We start from the raw sequence: 14624 nt of genomic DNA, 5'->3' as shown, positions 1-14624 counted from the left end.
CCGCCGGCCGCCCCAGGGCGGCCGGGAGCGGCGGCCACGCGGACGCCGTGGCGTTCGAGGCCCACCTGCGGGCCCGGCGGGCGCTGCCGCGCCGTCCCGGCGGCGGGAGGCTCCTGAACCTGCTGCGCAGAGTCCTGAACGCCGGGCGTTAGTCCGATCTGACGACTTGTCAGATCAGGCGGAGGGAACGGGCCTCGGCGTGGAACAGATGGCGGATCTGGCCCATCGGCTCCTCGTGCCAGCGGAGCCGCCAGTTCCGTGTGGAGGTTCCATGCCCGCATTGCGTCAAGTCCTGCCCCTGACCGCGGCGGGGGTGATGAGCGCAGCCCTGGTGGTGGGGGTCCCGGCCCTGGCCCTGGCGAAGCCCGCCCCGGGCGACAACGGGGACGTGAAGGTGCACCGCACCACCACGGCGGTCACCGACGAACGCGACAACCCGAAGGTCTGCGCCTTCTACCTGGACGCGTTCCACTTCGACACCATCCAGCAGGTCAGCTGGCGGATCTTCAAGCAGCCGCACCCCGGCAAGACCCCCGTGCTGTCCGGCACGCTGACGCTGACCAACGGCGCGGGCCACACCGGCACCCTGCACCTCCCCAACGGGCAGTACAAGCTCACCTGGACCTTCGTCGGCGAGCACGGCGCGGCCAAGCACAAGGTCTTCAAGGTGGCCTGCCCGTCCGGAGGGGGCGGCGGTGGCGGCAACGGGGGCGGCGGAGGCAACGGCGGCGGGAACGGTGGCGGCGGGACACCGTCGGGGCCGGTGGAGGCGGGCGCCGGCGGCTCCTCCGCGGCTGGTGACACGGCCGAGCTCTGGGCAGGCGGTCTGCTGCTGACGGCCGGTGCGGCAGCGGGCGTCCGCCTGGTCCGGCGTCGTCCGGCCCGGTGAGCACCGTCCCGCCGCGACTGCGTCGCCGTGCGGCCGCCGTGTTGGCGGCCGCCGGCGTCGTGGCCGGGGCCTGGCTGCTGGAGGACGGCGCGACCGCCCGGGGCCCGGCCGCACCCCCGGTCGCGGCGGGCGACCCGGCCGCCGACCTCGGCGTGTCCGCGGACGCGCGGACGCCGCTGGCCCGCAGCGTGCCGGTGCGGCTGACGGTGCCGACACTGCGGCTGAACGCGCCCCTGGTGCCCGTCGGCCTCGACGCCCAACGGCACGTCGAGCCACCGCCGTTGAACCGTCCCAAGGTGGCCGGGTGGTATGCCGGGGGCGCCACGCCGGGGAGCGCCGGAACCGCCGTCATCGTCGGCCATGTGGACGACGACCACGGGGCAGCCGTCTTCTTCCTGCTCGGCAGGCTCCGGCCGGGGGATCCCGTTCGCGTGCGGCTGCGGAACGGCGCGACCGCGACCTTCCGGGTGGACGCGGTCCGGCTGTACCCGAAGGACCGGTTCCCCGACCGCCTGGTCTACGCCGGCCGTCGCGGGACGGCCCAGCTGCGCCTGATCACCTGCGGCGGCCGCTGGGACCGCCGCGACGGCTACTCCGCGAACACCGTGGTCTTCGCGCACCTGGCGCGGTGAATCCGAAGCGTCGTCAGGTCCCGGGCGTGCGGGCGAGGGAGACGAGGTGGGCCGCGTAGGCGTCGAGGGCGTCGAGGGCCGGGGCGTCGTCGCGGTCGATGAGCCAGGTGAGGGTGAGGCCGTCGAGGACGCCGAGGCCGTAGCGGGCGAGGACGGGCAGGGGCAGCGCCCACTCGATCCCCGCCAGGTCCGCGATCGCCTCCAGCGAGGACCGGGTGACGTCCAGGTAGTGCTGGTACTGGCGCCGGGCCAGCTCCGCCAACTCCGGTCGGCGCAGGGCGAACTGGGTGAGCTCGTAGGTGAGCATGTGCTCGTCCGGGCTGCGCCGGATGCGGTCCCAGTAGGCGTGCAGGGTCGTGTGCACCACCTCGTCCACCGGGCGGCCGGGGACCCCGGCCGCGACCGCCGGGGCCAGGGCCCGCACCATGATCCGCTCGATGACGCTCTGCAGCAGCTCCTCCTTGGAGCGGAAGCAGTAGTGGAACGCCCCGAGCGGCAGCCCCGCCTCCGCGACGACAGCCCGGGTGGTGGCCTTGGCGACGCCGTCGCGGATCATGACCCGGATCGCCGCCTCGATCAGCTCCTCGCGGCGCTCGTCGGCTGAACGGCGGCTCATGCTGCGCTCCCGGGGTGCTGGTCGGCGGTCGGCTGCTGCCGGTGGAATGGAACGCCCGGCATGGAACGCCCGGCACGTTACCCCAGCCGCGCGGGTCCGGCCTCACTTGGTCGGTTGTCCAAGTCAGTCGTTCAGGACCCTTGACTTGGACAGCCGACCAAGTCCAGTCTTCCGTGCAATACCGAGCCGAGAGGACGCCGGACATGACGGGCACGGGCGCGTGGCGCAACTGGGCGGGCAACGAGCAGGCGCGGCCGGTCCGCGTCGTCGTCCCGGGCGACGCCGAGGAGGCGGCCGCGGCCGTCGTCGCAGCGGTCCGCGACGGGCACCGGGTCAAGGCGGTCGGCGCGGGCCACTCGTTCAGCCCCGCGGCCGTCGCCCCCGGCGTGCAGCTGCGGATGGACCGGATGGACGGCCTGGTCGCGGTGGACGCCGCGAGCGGGCTGGTCACGGTCGGCGCGGGCATGCCGCTGTGGAAGCTCAACCCGCTGCTGGCGGAGCACGGTCTGGCCATGGAGATCCTCGGCGACATCGACCGGCAGACCATCTCCGGGGCCATCGCCACCGGGACCCACGGCTCCAGCGTCCGCTTCGGCGGCATCGCCACCCAGGTGCGGGCCCTCCAACTCGTGCTGGCGGACGGCTCGGTGGTCCGCTGCTCGGCCACCGAGCGGCCGGAGCTGTTCGCCGCCGCCCGGGTCGGCCTCGGCGCGCTCGGCGTCGTCACCGAGGTCACCCTGCAGTGCGTGCCGCTGTTCGCCCTGCACGCCCGGGACAGCGCCATGCCGGTGGCCGAGGTGCTCGACCAGGTGCACCAACTGGCCGACGCCCACGACCACTTCGAGTTCTTCTGGTTCCCGCACAGCGAGACCGCGCTGACCCGCCGGTTCACCCGGCTCCCCGGCGACACGCCGCTGCGGCCGATCCCCCCGCTGGCCCGCAGGCTCGACGAGGCGCTGAACGGTCCCGGTTTCGAGGCGCTGTGCCGGATCGGCACCCGCTTCCCGGCCGCCGTCCGGCCGATCGCGCGCTTCGCCGCCAAGGCCATGTCGGCGCGCGAGTGGACCGACCTGTCCTACCAGGTCTTCGCCTCGCCGCGCGATGTCCGGTTCCTGGAAGGGGAGTTCGCGATCCCGCGGGAGCACGCGACGGAGGCGCTGCGCGAGATCCGGCGCTGGATCGACCGCGACGACGAGCGCGTCTCCTTCCCTCTGGAGGTCCGCTTCGTCGCCGCCGACGACATCTGGCTGTCCACCGCGTACGGCAGGGAGAACTGCTACATCGCCTTCCACCAGTACCACCGCATGCCTTACCGGCGGTACTTCGACGCCTGCCAGCGCATCCTGGGCGACTTCGGCGGCCGCCCGCACTGGGGCAAGATGCACGACCTGACGGCGGACCAACTGCGCCCCCGCTACCAGCACTTCGACGACTTCACGGCGGTGCGCGACGCGGTCGACCCGACCGGCGTCTTCGCCAACGCCTACCTCGACCGCGTCCTCGGCCCGGCGCCCGCCGCCGCCCCGGTGGACGGGCAGGCGGCCCTGCGCGCGTGACCGGGGCGGCGGTCGGGGGTCACTCCTCGGCGTCCCCCTTCTCGGCGCCCGGCAGCGAGCCGGTGATCCGTTCCATGACGGTGGCGTCGGTGAGGGTGGTGGTGTCGCCGAGGGCGCGGGACTCGGCGGCGTCCTGCAGCAGCCGGCGCATGATCTTCCCGGAGCGGGTCTTGGGCAGCTCCGGCACCAGGTAGATCTGCTTCGGGCGGGCGATCGGGCCGATCTCCCGGGCCACGTGGCCCTGCAGCTCGGTGACCAGCTCGGCGCCGCCCTCCCGGTCGGCGCGCAGGATCACGAAGGCGACGATGCGCTGGCCCGTGGTCGGGTCCTGCGCACCGATCACCGCCGCCTCGGCCACCGCCGGGTGGGACACCAGCGCGGACTCGACCTCCGTGGTGGAGATGTTGTGCCCGGAGACGAGCATGATGTCGTCCACCCGGCCCAGCAGCCACAGGTCGCCGTCCTCGTCCTTCTTCGCGCCGTCGCCCGCGAAGTAGTAGCCCTGGTCCGCGAACCGGGCCCAGTAGGTGTCCCGGTACCGGTCCGGGTCGCCCCAGATGCCGCGCAGCATCGAGGGCCAGGGCTGGTCCAGGACCAGCAGGCCGCCGCTGCCGTTCGGCACCGGCGTGCCCGCGTCGTCCACCACCTCGGCCGAGATGCCGGGCAGCGGACGCATGGCCGAGCCCGGCTTGGTCGAGCTGACGCCCGGCAGCGGCGAGATCATGATCGCGCCGGTCTCGGTCTGCCACCAGGTGTCCACCACCGGGCAGTTGCCGCCGCCGATGGTCTGCCGGTACCAGATCCAGGCCTCCGGGTTAATCGGCTCGCCGACGCTGCCGATCAGCCGCAGCGAGGAGAGGTCGAACTGCGCGGGGATCTCCTCGCCCCACTTCATGAACATCCGGATCGCGGTCGGCGCGGTGTACAGGATGGTGACGCGGTACTTCTCCACGATCTCCCAGAACCGGCCCCGGTGCGGGGTGTCCGGCGTCCCCTCGTAGAGGACCTCGGTCGCCCCGTTGGCCAGCGGCCCGTAGACGATGTAGGAGTGGCCGGTCACCCAGCCCACGTCCGCCGTGCACCAGTAGACGTCGCTCTCCGGCTTGAGGTCGAAGACGGCGTGGTGGGTGTAGGCGACCTGGGTCAGGTAGCCGCCGGTGGTGTGCAGGATGCCCTTGGGCCTGCCCGTGGTGCCCGAGGTGTACAGGATGAACAGCGGGTGCTCGGCGTCGAACGCCTCAGGCGTGTGCTCCGTCGGCTGACGTCCCGTCAACTCGTGCCACCAGACGTCCCGTTCATCGTTCCAGGGCACGGGCCTGCCGGTGCGCCGGACGACCACGACGGTGCGGATCGACTCCGCGCCCTCGACGCCCGCGTCCGCGTTCGGCTTGAGGTCCACCGGCGCGCCGCGGCGGTGGTAGCCGTCCGCGGTGATCAGCACCTTCGCCTCGGCGTCGTCGATGCGCGAGCGCAGCGCGGAGGGGGAGAAGGCGGCGAAGACCACCGAGTGCGGCGCGCCGATGCGGGCGCAGGCCAGCATCGCCACGACCGCCTCGGGGATCATCGGCAGGTAGATCGCGACCCGGTCCCCGGCGCGGACGCCGAGCTCGGTCAGCGCGTTGGCGGCCCGGCAGACCTCCTCCTTGAGCTGGGCGTAGGTGAGGGTGCGGGTGTCGCCCGGCTCGCCCTCGAAGTGGACCGCGACGCGGTCGCCGCGGCCCTGCTCGACGTGGCGGTCCACGCAGTTGTAGGCGACGTTGAGCCGGCCGCCCTCGAACCAGCGGGCGAAGGGGGCGCCGCTCCAGTCGAGCACCCGGTCCCAGCGGCGGGCCCAGTCGAGCCGTCCGGCCTGCTCGGCCCAGAAGGCCTCGCGGTCCGCGGCGGCCTGGTCGTAGGCCGCCGCGGTCACGTTGGCCCGCTCGGCGAAGCCGGGCGGCGGGGCGAAGCGGCGCTGCTCGTGCAGCAGGTTGGCCAGCGTCTCGGGCCTGGGGTCCCGTGGGCTCTCGGTGTTCATCCGCTCGCCTCCCGCAGGTTCAGCGCAGCGGCCAGGTGGGCAGCAGCGGGCGCTTGTGGGTCTCGTTGACGACCGTCGCCGCGGCGGCGTACCAGGCCACCAGGCCGGTGGCGATGCCGAACCAGCCGCCGATCTTGGTGAGGGTGTCCGGGCTCGGGTGGCCGTTCTGGAACTCGCCGATGGCCAGCAGCACGAAGGTCACCGTCAGCAGCACGAAGACCGCCAGCACGGCACCCGAGGTGCGCAGCGCCGCGATCGTCATGAAGGCGGTGAAGATGCCCCAGCCGAGCAGGAACAGGCCGACCGCGTTGTGCACGTCGCCCGCCGCGGAGAGGTGCGGCACGATCCACCAGTAGGCGAGCCAGAAGGCGCCGAAGGACCCGAACGCCGTCGCGCCGAAGGTGTTCCCCCGGCGGAACTCGAAGAGCCCGGCCACGAACTGGGCCAGGCCGCCGTAGAACGCCGCGAGTCCCAGGACGGTGAAGATGGCCCCGGTCTCCTTCAGGAGGCCGGTGTTGATGATGGACAGCAGCAGCGTGGTGAGCGCGAAGCCGGACAGCCCCAGCGGGGCCGGATCGGCGAAGACCACAGGAGTCGGCGCGGGTTGGGCGCCGCGAGTCGGGTCGCTCATGACCGGAATCCCTTCGACCGTGGGTCAGCAGGAGCCAGTCGAACCGGTACAGCGTCCGAGGGCGGTGTCCACGGGGGAGCCCGCGGGCAGCGGATCGGCCCTGCCCGTGTTCAGACTTTGTACGTTCACGACGTTACGTGTCCGAGGCACCGCGCAACAGTGGGTGCGGCCGAACTGTGACCCCCCGTCAGCCGCCGTCCGCGCTCGCACGCGGGTCGTCCGGCTCGTCGCGGGCGGGGTCGCTGGTCTCGTGGGGCAGCCGGACCAGGGTGAGCACGTGGTGCGCGGTGCTCCGGGCGGGGGCGAACAGCCGCAGGTCGGTGCTGTGGGCCCTGGCGTCGGCGGCGATCCGGTGCAGCGTCTGCACCCCGGCGCTGGCCAGCAGGGTGACCGCGGACAGGTCGATCACGGCCGGGACGGTGCCGGCGCCGAGGGCGACCCGCAGCTGGTGCTCGCAGGACAGCGCGGTGGCGGCGTCGAGGCGGCCGGTGAGCCGGACCCGGGCGCCGTCGCCGTCGGCCTCCGCATGGGCCTCGCTCGCCTGGTCCACCGGGAGGCGTGCGGCATCGGCCGCCTCGGCGGGCTCGGGGGCGTCCAGGACGACGACCGTCGGCAGCCGCAGCCGGCGGCTGACGGTGACCTCGGTGCCCAGGGCGTCGTGGCGGATGCGCAGGCTGTCCGTCATGGCCCGGGCGATGGCGAGGCCGAACCCGCGCATGGCCGGGTCCGCGCTGGGCGGACGCCACCGGCCGCTGTCCGCGACGGTCACCACCACCCGGCCGTCGCCGGTCAGCACGGCGTCGATGCGGACGGTGCCGACAGGGCCGTCGCGGTAGCCGTGCTCCATCGCGTTGGTGACCAACTCGCAGACAGCGTGGTGCAGATCGGCCTCGTCGGCGGTGTCGGCGTCGAAGTCGAAGAGCCACATGGCCAGTTCGGTGCGGGCCGCGGCCAAAGTGCCCGGGGCGACCGGCAGTCGGACCTGGAGTGGGAGCGGCGGGGCGCGCCGCTCGGCGGCCAGCAGGGTGATGTCGTCGCGGTAGCCGGTGGCCTCGGTCAGCCGGTGCAGGATGCGGTGGCAGACCCGGTCGGGGCGGCCGCCCGGGTCGCTGCTCTCCTCCAGCACCGCCGCACGGGCCGCCTCGGCGAGGTCCACGACGGCGCGTGCCGGGCCGACCCCCGGTCGCTCCAGTGCCCCGTCGGTGTAGAGGAGGAGCAACTCGTCCTCTTCCAGCCGGTGTTCGCCCACCTCGAAGTCACCCGTGGTGCCCAGCGGGCTGCTGCCGTGCTGCGGCAGGTAGCGGCAGCTCCCGTCCGGGCCGACGACCAGCGGCGCCGGGTGCCCGGCACTGGTGCACTGCAGCCGGCCGGTGGTCCGGTTCAGCACCGCGACCGCGACGGTCGTCGCCGCCGCGCCCGGCACGTCGCGGGCGAGCCGGTCGGCCGTGTCGAGGCAGTCGAGTGCGGACCGGCCGTCGAGCAGGTTCCGCCGCAGCACGGCGCGCACCTGGCCCATGACCGCGCCCGCCGCCGCGCCGTGGCCGACCACGTCGCCCACCACCAGGGCGAGTTGACCGCCCGGCAGCGGTACGGCGTCGAACCAGTCGCCGCCGGCGGCCTCCTGCTGGGCGGCCAGCAGGTAGCGCGCGCCCAGCCGCACGTCCGGCAGGCACGGCAGGTGGTCCGGCAGCAGCGTGCCCTGGACGCTGCGCAGCAGGGCGCGGGCGTCTCCGTCCGGCTCGGCCGGGCCTGCGGGGTGCGGCGCCTCGGCGCCGCGCAGCCGGTGGCGGCGGTGGGCCCGCTCGGTCACGTCCACGCCGCGCAGGGTCAGTCCGGTGACCCGGCCGTCGGCGGCCCGGCGGGGGGAGACCAGCAGGTCGACGTAGAGGTCGTCGGTGCCGGTGCCGGCGTCCAGCCGCAGCGGGCAGTCGGTGACGGTCTGCGGGGTCCCGGTGCGGCCGACGGCCGCGTACACCTCGCGCAGCCGCGGGTGCTCCAGGCCGGGGAAGGCGTCGCCGAGGGGGAGTCCGAGCACCCGGTGCCGACGCGCGGCCCGCCGCCAGGCGGAGTTCGCAGCGACGATCAGCCGGTCGTCGCCCTCGACGCCGACCAGCAGCTCCGGCAGGTCCTCGAAGAGCGCCCGGACGACCTGTGCGTCACCGGCCAGGCCGGGCCGGGGCTCTCCGGACGTGTTGTCCGACACGGCTTCCCCAGGGGTGGAGGCTCTCACCTGACCGCTTCCCCCTTCCTGCGACCGTACGCCCCATCCATCCGGACCGGAACCGTCCGCTCCGATCGTTGGTATGTCGGGACGCCGGGGGTATACCGGAAGTAACCGACGCCGCACCGACCGGCGGGAGGCGGCACCCGGATGCACGAGCTGGAAGTGACCCTGCAGGCCCCCGGCGAGGGGCCGGCGGTCCTCAGCGCCCGGGGCGTCATCGACCAGCAGACGGCTGGCCAACTCGCCTCGGTACTGGAGGAGTTGTCGCCCCACGCGACCCCTGCGCTGATCGTCGACCTGTCCGGGGTGCGGCTGCTCGCCGCGCCCGGGGTCCGCGTGCTGCTCCAGGCCTCGGAGCGGTACCGCGCCGCCGGGCGCCTGTTCGTGTGCGCTGCGGCCTCGTCCTCGGTGGCCAAGGCGCTCGCCGCCGCGGGCGCGCGCCCGGCGCCCGTGACGGCGCCCAGTCTGGCGGCCGCGATCGCCGTCCTCGGCGCTGCCGAGGCGCCGGGGGGCGGGATCGTGGTCTCGGGCGCCGAGCCGGGCATGCGCGAACAGGCCGAGCGGCTGCGTCGGCGGCTGCAGGAGCAGGAGGCCCTGGCCCAGGCCTCGGGACTGCTGCAGGAGCGCTACGAGTTGGCGGACCTCGCCGCCGCCGAACGGCTCATCCGGCAGGTCGCCGAACGGTACCGGCTCGCTCCGGCGGCGCTGGCGGCGGCCGTCCGGGCCTCCGTCCGGGTCTCGGTCCACAGCGGTCCGTCCGCCGCGGCCGTGCCGGGAGCGCCGCCGCCGTGGCCGCCGGCCCGGCCGCCGCCGCCCGCGCCGCCGCTGGACCTGCTCCCCGTCGCGGCGCCCGACACCTGCTCGGCGGAGGAGGTGGCGCTGGCGCTGCTGGACGCGGCCCTCGGCGTCACCGGCGCCGACCGCGGCAGCGTCCAGCTGTTCCGGCACGGGCGCCTGGACCTGGTGGTCCACCGCGGCTTCGACGACGCCGTCCAGGCCGTCTTCGCCCCCGTGGCCGTGGGCGGCGGGGACTCGGTGGACGGCCCCGGCGGCAGCCTGCAGAGCACGCCGGTGGTCTCGGCGGACGGTCACTGCCAGGGCCTGGTCTCCACCCACAGCAGCCAGTCGGCAGCGGCGCCGACGGACCGTCAACTCGCGGTCGTGGACTCCCTCACCGCCGTGGCGGCCGCCTGGTTCAGCTGGTACCGCAACTGCCTGCTGCCTGCCGCCCTGGGCCAGCTGGACGTGCTGGGCGCGACCGCCCGCCGCTGACGCGGGCCGCCGCCACGGCGGGCCCGCGCCGAACCGGACGTCGGCGGCCCCGGTGCCGCGTCAGGGGACCTTCGCCCCCTGCGCCGCGTCGCCGGGCGCGGCCGGCTCCAAGGCGGCGGAGCGTTCTCGTCCTGGGTCCACGTGGACGCTTCGCCCACGCAGGACGGTGGCTCCTGCTGCCGGAGGCCGGTGGAGGCCGTGCATGGCGGCGCGGCGGGGCGAAGGTTCCCTGACGCGGCACTAACATGCGTGCAGGCCTCGCTGGCGGGTAGTCGACGGACAGGCGGAAACCGCCCGACGCCCAGTACGGAGGTAGGGAACCAGGCGGCGAGGAGAGGTCCGGGACAAGGCGAGGGCATGCAGGCACTAGCCCGGGTGGTCCAGATCATGGCGGAGGCCGTGGCGGAGACGGCTGACGACCGTCTGCCCCACCGGCTGTGCGAGGCCTTCACGGCCGCCCTGGGCGTCCGCAGCGCGGCCATCTCCGTGATGAGCGACCTGGACCACCGTCGCCTGCTGCACGCGCAGACCTCTGACGCGGCCGGCGCGGAGCAGCTCCAGTTCTCCCTCGGCGAGGGCCCGGGCCTGGACGCGTTCCTCACCGGCAGGCCCGTGCTGGCCGGCGACCTGTCCGGCGCCGACGCCCGGCGCTGGCCTCTGTTCGCGGCCGGACTGGCCGCCCAGGGGCTGCCGGTGCGGGCCGCGTTCGCCTTCCCGATGAGCGTGTCCGAGGTGCGCTTCGGCGTGCTCGGCCTCTACCAGGACACGCCGGGCCTGCTGGACGAGGAGACGCTGTCCGCGGCCCGGATCGGCGTCGAGATCGCCGGTGCGGCCCTGCTCAAGTCCATCGGCTCGGACGAGTCCGCCGAACCCGGCTGGCTGGACAGCCCCGACCTCGACGGCGTCGAGATCGACCAGGCCGTCGGCATGGCGATGGCCCAGTTGGACGTGGACGCGCAGACCGCCCTGGCCCGGCTGCGCGCCCGCGCCTTCGCCGACGGACGGCCGCTCGGCGAGGTGGCCAGGGACCTGATCGACCGGCGGTTCCGGTTCGCGCCGGAGGACCGGGACCGGACGGAAAGATGACAGGGATGACGCGGCAGCGAGGCCCCGTTCGGGGCGTAGCGTGGAGGCAGACAGGGAGGTGGCGGTGAGTCGCCAGACGATCCCCGGTGACGTGTTCGCGAGCCTGACGGCGTCACTGGTGGGCGACTTCGACCTGGCCGAGTTCCTCGACCAGGTCGCGCGCGGCTGCGCCCAGGTCTGCGGTGCCGACGGCATCGGCATCGTGGTCGTCGACCGGAGCGGGGTGCTGCGGGACGTCGCCTACACCGACGAGGCCGTCCGCCGCCTGGAGCGGCGTCAGGTCGAGCTCGCCGAGGGGCCCTGCGTGGACTGCGTGCGCGAGGGGCGGCCCGTGTCCTGGCCCGACCTCGCGACGGCGGACGGCCGCTGGCCGCAGATCGCGCCGGCCGCCCGGGAGGCCGGCTTCGGCTCCGTGCACGCACTGCCGCTGCGCCTGCACGCCAGCCCGCGCGGGGCGCTCAACCTGTTCATGCACGAGCCCGGGCAGCTGGCCCCGGGCGAGCTGGCGACCGCTCAGGCGTTCGCCGACCTCAGCATGCTCGGCATCCTGCAGCAGCAGCCGGGGCGGTCCGAGACCGCGGCCGGGTACGTGACCCGCGCTCTGGAGGACCGGTCGGTGATCGAGCGGGCCAAGGGCATCCTGGCCGAGACCGGCGACCTGTCGATGGACGAGGCCTACCAGCGCCTGCTGGACTTCGCCCGCAGGGCCGACCGCCGTCCCACGGCCGTGGCCCGGGACCTGTCCGAGGGCCGCCTCACCGGCAGCGCCGTGCTGGCCCACACCGCAGGAGACCCGGAGCGCTGAAGCGGCCTGGGCCGCGCGGCTCCGACGGACGGCCCGAAGGGGTCCGGGCCGGCCCGACCCGGGCCTGACGCGACGTCAGCGCAGGCTCGCGACCGGCTCCTGCGGAACCTCCGCGGGCGCGGCGTCGCGCCGAGGCAGCAGCAGCGGCGTCGCCAGCAGCAGCACCCCCGGCGAGGGCGAGCGCCGTGCGCGGCCCGGTGAGCCCGGCGAGCAGGCCCCGAGGGTCCACGCGCCGTAGGACACGGTCGCGGTGGAGTCCAGCGGCGACACCGCGCCGAACCAGGGGGGGCACCAGCGCGAGGAGGGCGAACGGCGCCGTGACCGCGAACACCCAGCCCCACCACGGGGGTTGAGCCTCGACGTCGCTTCCGTCCGCGCCTGCCCGCTGCTCCGCCACCGCGTTCTCCCCTCGCCTTCCGCGGACGCGTCCCGAGCATGGGGGCGGTCCGCTCAGGCGGCGGCGATCCGGCCCTGCGGGACGCGCCGCACGGCGAGGGAGCGCCACCACAGGACTCCCGTGCGGGAGAAGACCTCGGCGAACGCCATCAGCAGGATCGCGGTGGTCCAGGACGCCCGGTCCAGGTGGTGCTCGACGGAGAAGCGGCCGACCGCCGGCGCACCGCCGTGGGTGACGTAGAGCTGGAAGGCGAGCCGCGCGGCCATGCCCAGCACCCACAGCGCCGCCGCGGTGTACGTGGCGCGCACGACGACGCGGCCGTCCTCGTGGCGGCGCCGCACCCGGGTGAGCACTCCGGCTCCGGTGCCCAGCGCCAGCCCGGCCGCGACGGCGAGCCCGACGAACTCCAGGTCGTTCCCGGCGGTCGGGACCGCGCCGAGGTAGCGGAACCCGGCCCAGGTGACCAGCGCCGCGGGGAGCAGCAGGGTGTGCAGGCTCAGCACCCGGTCCCGCAGTTGCAGCAGGACGAGCGAGATGAGGGCGATGTCGAGAAGCCAGTCCGTGAACGTCATGGCCCCAGCGTCGTCCCGCGGCCCGGCTCGGCGCCTCAACCCGCGGGTGGAACGCCGGGTGGAGCCGGGTGGAACCGGCGGGGCGAGGGAACCGGGCGCTCAGCCGAACCGGCGGGTCAGCGGTCCGTCAGCTCGGCCAGGCGGCGGACGAGGGCGGCCCGTTCGGAGTCGTTGCCCACGAGGTCGAGCGCCGCCCGGTACGCCGCCGCGGCCTCGCTGCGGCGGCCCAGGCGGCGCAGCAGATCGCCCCGGGCGGCGGGCAGCAGGTGGTAGCCCCGCAGTTCCTGAGCGTCCGTCAGCCGGTCCAGCAGTGCCAGGCCCGCCTCGGGACCGTCCCGCATGGCCACCGCCACAGCCCGGTTCAGGGCCACGAGCGGGGAGGGGTCGATACGCAGCAGCACGTCGTAGAGGGCGACGATCTGCGGCCAGTCGGTGGACGCGACGTCGGGGGCCTCGTCGTGCAGCGCCGCGACGGCCGCCTGGACGGCGTAGGGACCGACGGCCGGGCCGCTCAGCGCCGGGACCACCAACTGCTGTCCTTCGGCGATGAGTTCGGTGTCCCAGAGGCTGCGGTCCTGGTCCTCCAGCAGCACCTGGTTCCCGTCCGCGTCCACCCGGGCCGCGCGGCGGGCGTCGGTGAGCAGCAGCAGGGCCAGCAGTCCCGTCACCTCCCGCTCGCGGGGGAGCAGGCGGTGCAGGATCCGGGCGAGCCGGATCGCCTCCTCGGCGAGGTCGGGCCGGAGCAGATCGGCCCCTGAGCTGGCGGCGTAGCCCTCGGTGAAGACGAGGTAGACGACGCGCAGCACGCCCGGCAACCGCGTCGGCAACTCCTCCGGCCCCGGCACCCGGAAGGGGATCCGGGCGGTGCGGATCTTGCGCTTGGCACGGACGATGCGCTGCCCCATGGTCGCGGTGGGCACCAGGAAGGCGCGGGCGACCTCGGGCGTGGTCAGTCCCGCGAGGAAGCGCAGGGTCAGCGCGGTCTGCGCCTCGAGCGACAGGGCGGGGTGGCAGCAGGTGAAGAACAACTGCAGCCGCTCGTCCGGGATGTCGTCGAAGCCCGGCTCGGCGTCGGTCGGCGGGTCGGCTCGGTCGGCCTCCACCTGCAGCATCGCGAGCCGCTCGGCGTAGGCGCGATCGCGCCGGATCCGGTCGATCGCCTTGCGCCGGGCCGTCGTCAGGAGCCAGGCCAGCGGCTTGTCGGGCACGCCGTCGACGGGCCAGCGGGCGAGGGCGGCCTCGATCGCGTCGGAGGCGGTCTCCTCGGCGAGGTCGAGATCGCCGAACCGGGCGGCGAGCAGGGCGCGCAGCCGGCTCCGGTCCTCGCGGAACACCGCCTCGACGGACCGGGCCGCCGCCCGCCCTCCTCGCCCTTCTGTCACGGCCCGACCGGCTCCCACACCGTCCGGACCTCGACGGTGCCGTACTTCGCGCCGGGGCAGCGGGCCGCCCAGTCGAGCGCGGCGTCGAGGTCGGCCACGTCGATCAGGTAGTACCCGCCGACGATCTCCCGCGTCTCCGCGAAGGGACCGTCGGTCACCACGCGCTCGCCGTCGACCCGCACGCGCACGGTGGTGGCGTTGCCGAGGTCCAGGGCGTTGCCGTCGAGCTTGACCCCGGCGTCGGACAGTGCCTTCTCGTACGCCAGGAACTCCTCCACCGTCGGCCCCTCCGCCGGCCGCTCCTCGGTGGAGTCGGGGGCCGCGGTATTAATCAGCAGCAGGTACTTCACGGTGTGCTCCTCGAGCATCGGGGATGCGTGCACCACTATGACGAACGGCGGACGACCCTTTCGACAGCCCTCGGGAAGAAATCCTGCCGGGCGGGGAGCGGTGAGGCAGCGTCAGCGCAAGAGCGCGGCGCGGGCGGCCTGACGCGAGCCCGCGGCGTGGCGGCCGCCGGGGCCGCCCGACGGGCCGCCCCGCGCGCG

General features: G+C 74.7%; 14 protein-coding genes. 6 read left to right on the top strand and 8 right to left on the bottom strand.

Translation table 11 applies throughout. From position 1 onward, the window contains the following. Positions 1 to 271: 271 nt before the first annotated feature. Positions 272 to 889 carry a hypothetical protein gene (locus tag ACFP3V_RS11335; protein ID WP_380582612.1) on the top strand — a complete coding sequence of 206 codons (618 nt, stop codon included), beginning with the start codon at positions 272 to 274 and terminating at the stop codon, positions 887 to 889. After that, the gene (locus ACFP3V_RS11330) at positions 886 to 1521 is read left to right on the top strand and encodes a class F sortase (protein ID WP_380582610.1); all 636 of its coding nucleotides are present in this window, start codon (positions 886 to 888) and stop codon (positions 1519 to 1521) included. The genes ACFP3V_RS11335 and ACFP3V_RS11330 overlap by 4 nt, the downstream gene beginning before the upstream one ends. Before the next feature lie 13 nt (positions 1522 to 1534). On the opposite strand, the gene ACFP3V_RS11325 is transcribed toward ACFP3V_RS11330, so the two are convergent. Continuing rightward, a complete protein-coding gene (locus tag ACFP3V_RS11325) occupies positions 1535 to 2137 on the bottom strand; it encodes a TetR/AcrR family transcriptional regulator (protein ID WP_380582608.1) in 603 nt (200 codons plus the stop codon). A 203-nt stretch (positions 2138 to 2340) separates the two neighbouring features. Here ACFP3V_RS11325 and ACFP3V_RS11320 point away from each other — a divergent pair, with 203 nt between their 5' ends. Next, on the top strand, positions 2341 to 3693 hold the full coding sequence (locus ACFP3V_RS11320) for a D-arabinono-1,4-lactone oxidase (RefSeq protein WP_380582606.1): 1353 nt from the start codon (positions 2341 to 2343) through the stop codon (positions 3691 to 3693). A 19-nt stretch (positions 3694 to 3712) separates the two neighbouring features. On the opposite strand, the gene acs is transcribed toward ACFP3V_RS11320, so the two are convergent. The 3 genes from acs to ACFP3V_RS11305 form a co-directional block, all read right to left on the bottom strand. Then, positions 3713 to 5707, bottom strand: a complete 1995-nt coding sequence (gene acs, locus ACFP3V_RS11315; protein ID WP_380582604.1) for an acetate--CoA ligase — start codon at positions 5705 to 5707, stop codon at positions 3713 to 3715. A 19-nt stretch (positions 5708 to 5726) separates the two neighbouring features. Next, a complete protein-coding gene (locus ACFP3V_RS11310) occupies positions 5727 to 6338 on the bottom strand; it encodes an acetate uptake transporter (RefSeq protein WP_380582602.1) in 612 nt (203 codons plus the stop codon). A 187-nt stretch (positions 6339 to 6525) separates the two neighbouring features. Further along, positions 6526 to 8541, bottom strand: coding sequence for a SpoIIE family protein phosphatase (locus ACFP3V_RS11305; protein ID WP_380582600.1), 2016 nt, complete (start codon positions 8539 to 8541; stop codon positions 6526 to 6528). Positions 8542 to 8709: 168 nt separating this feature from the next. Here ACFP3V_RS11305 and ACFP3V_RS11300 point away from each other — a divergent pair, with 168 nt between their 5' ends. The 3 genes from ACFP3V_RS11300 to ACFP3V_RS11290 all read left to right on the top strand — a co-directional run bounded on the left by ACFP3V_RS11300 (position 8710) and on the right by ACFP3V_RS11290 (position 11725). Beyond that, positions 8710 to 9834 (top strand): STAS domain-containing protein, encoded by a 1125-nt coding sequence (locus ACFP3V_RS11300; RefSeq protein WP_380582598.1) that lies wholly within the window; start codon positions 8710 to 8712, stop codon positions 9832 to 9834. A 357-nt stretch (positions 9835 to 10191) separates the two neighbouring features. Beyond that, positions 10192 to 10920 (top strand): GAF and ANTAR domain-containing protein, encoded by a 729-nt coding sequence (locus tag ACFP3V_RS11295; protein ID WP_380582596.1) that lies wholly within the window; start codon positions 10192 to 10194, stop codon positions 10918 to 10920. A 64-nt stretch (positions 10921 to 10984) separates the two neighbouring features. Continuing rightward, a complete protein-coding gene (locus ACFP3V_RS11290) occupies positions 10985 to 11725 on the top strand; it encodes a GAF and ANTAR domain-containing protein (protein ID WP_380582594.1) in 741 nt (246 codons plus the stop codon). 75 nt (positions 11726 to 11800) lie between these two features. On the opposite strand, the gene ACFP3V_RS11285 is transcribed toward ACFP3V_RS11290, so the two are convergent. The 4 genes from ACFP3V_RS11285 to ACFP3V_RS11270 all read right to left on the bottom strand — a co-directional run bounded on the left by ACFP3V_RS11285 (position 11801) and on the right by ACFP3V_RS11270 (position 14444). After that, positions 11801 to 11995, bottom strand: coding sequence for a hypothetical protein (locus ACFP3V_RS11285; protein WP_380582592.1), 195 nt, complete (start codon positions 11993 to 11995; stop codon positions 11801 to 11803). A 180-nt stretch (positions 11996 to 12175) separates the two neighbouring features. Continuing rightward, positions 12176 to 12694: a hypothetical protein gene (locus ACFP3V_RS11280; protein WP_380582590.1), complete on the bottom strand. Its 519-nt coding sequence runs from the start codon at positions 12692 to 12694 to the stop codon at positions 12176 to 12178. 116 nt (positions 12695 to 12810) lie between these two features. Beyond that, complete coding sequence (locus ACFP3V_RS11275; protein WP_380582588.1) at positions 12811 to 14076, bottom strand: RNA polymerase sigma factor; 1266 nt, start codon at positions 14074 to 14076, stop codon at positions 12811 to 12813. Further along, positions 14073 to 14444: a YciI family protein gene (locus tag ACFP3V_RS11270; protein ID WP_380582586.1), complete on the bottom strand. Its 372-nt coding sequence runs from the start codon at positions 14442 to 14444 to the stop codon at positions 14073 to 14075. The genes ACFP3V_RS11275 and ACFP3V_RS11270 overlap by 4 nt, the downstream gene beginning before the upstream one ends. Positions 14445 to 14624: the final 180 nt, after the last annotated feature.

The sequence above is a fragment of the Streptacidiphilus monticola genome, from assembly GCF_042658505.1.
GTDB classification, from domain to species: domain Bacteria; phylum Actinomycetota; class Actinomycetes; order Streptomycetales; family Streptomycetaceae; genus Streptacidiphilus; species Streptacidiphilus monticola.
The sequence above is the reverse complement of the archived record's forward strand: the minus strand, read 5'-3'. Positions and strand labels throughout refer to the sequence as shown.

Coding starts and splice junctions, on each gene's coding strand:
- ACFP3V_RS11295 (WP_380582596.1), top strand. CDS start 10,192: ATGCAGGCACTAGCCCGGGTGGTCCAGATCATGGCGGAGGCCGTGGCG.
- ACFP3V_RS11300 (WP_380582598.1), top strand. CDS start 8,710: ATGCACGAGCTGGAAGTGACCCTGCAGGCCCCCGGCGAGGGGCCGGCG.
- ACFP3V_RS11270 (WP_380582586.1), bottom strand. CDS start 14,444: ATGCTCGAGGAGCACACCGTGAAGTACCTGCTGCTGATTAATACCGCG.
- ACFP3V_RS11280 (WP_380582590.1), bottom strand. CDS start 12,694: ATGACGTTCACGGACTGGCTTCTCGACATCGCCCTCATCTCGCTCGTC.
- ACFP3V_RS11325 (WP_380582608.1), bottom strand. CDS start 2,137: ATGAGCCGCCGTTCAGCCGACGAGCGCCGCGAGGAGCTGATCGAGGCG.
- ACFP3V_RS11320 (WP_380582606.1), top strand. CDS start 2,341: ATGACGGGCACGGGCGCGTGGCGCAACTGGGCGGGCAACGAGCAGGCG.
- acs (WP_380582604.1), bottom strand. CDS start 5,707: ATGAACACCGAGAGCCCACGGGACCCCAGGCCCGAGACGCTGGCCAAC.
- ACFP3V_RS11335 (WP_380582612.1), top strand. CDS start 272: ATGCCCGCATTGCGTCAAGTCCTGCCCCTGACCGCGGCGGGGGTGATG.
- ACFP3V_RS11310 (WP_380582602.1), bottom strand. CDS start 6,338: ATGAGCGACCCGACTCGCGGCGCCCAACCCGCGCCGACTCCTGTGGTC.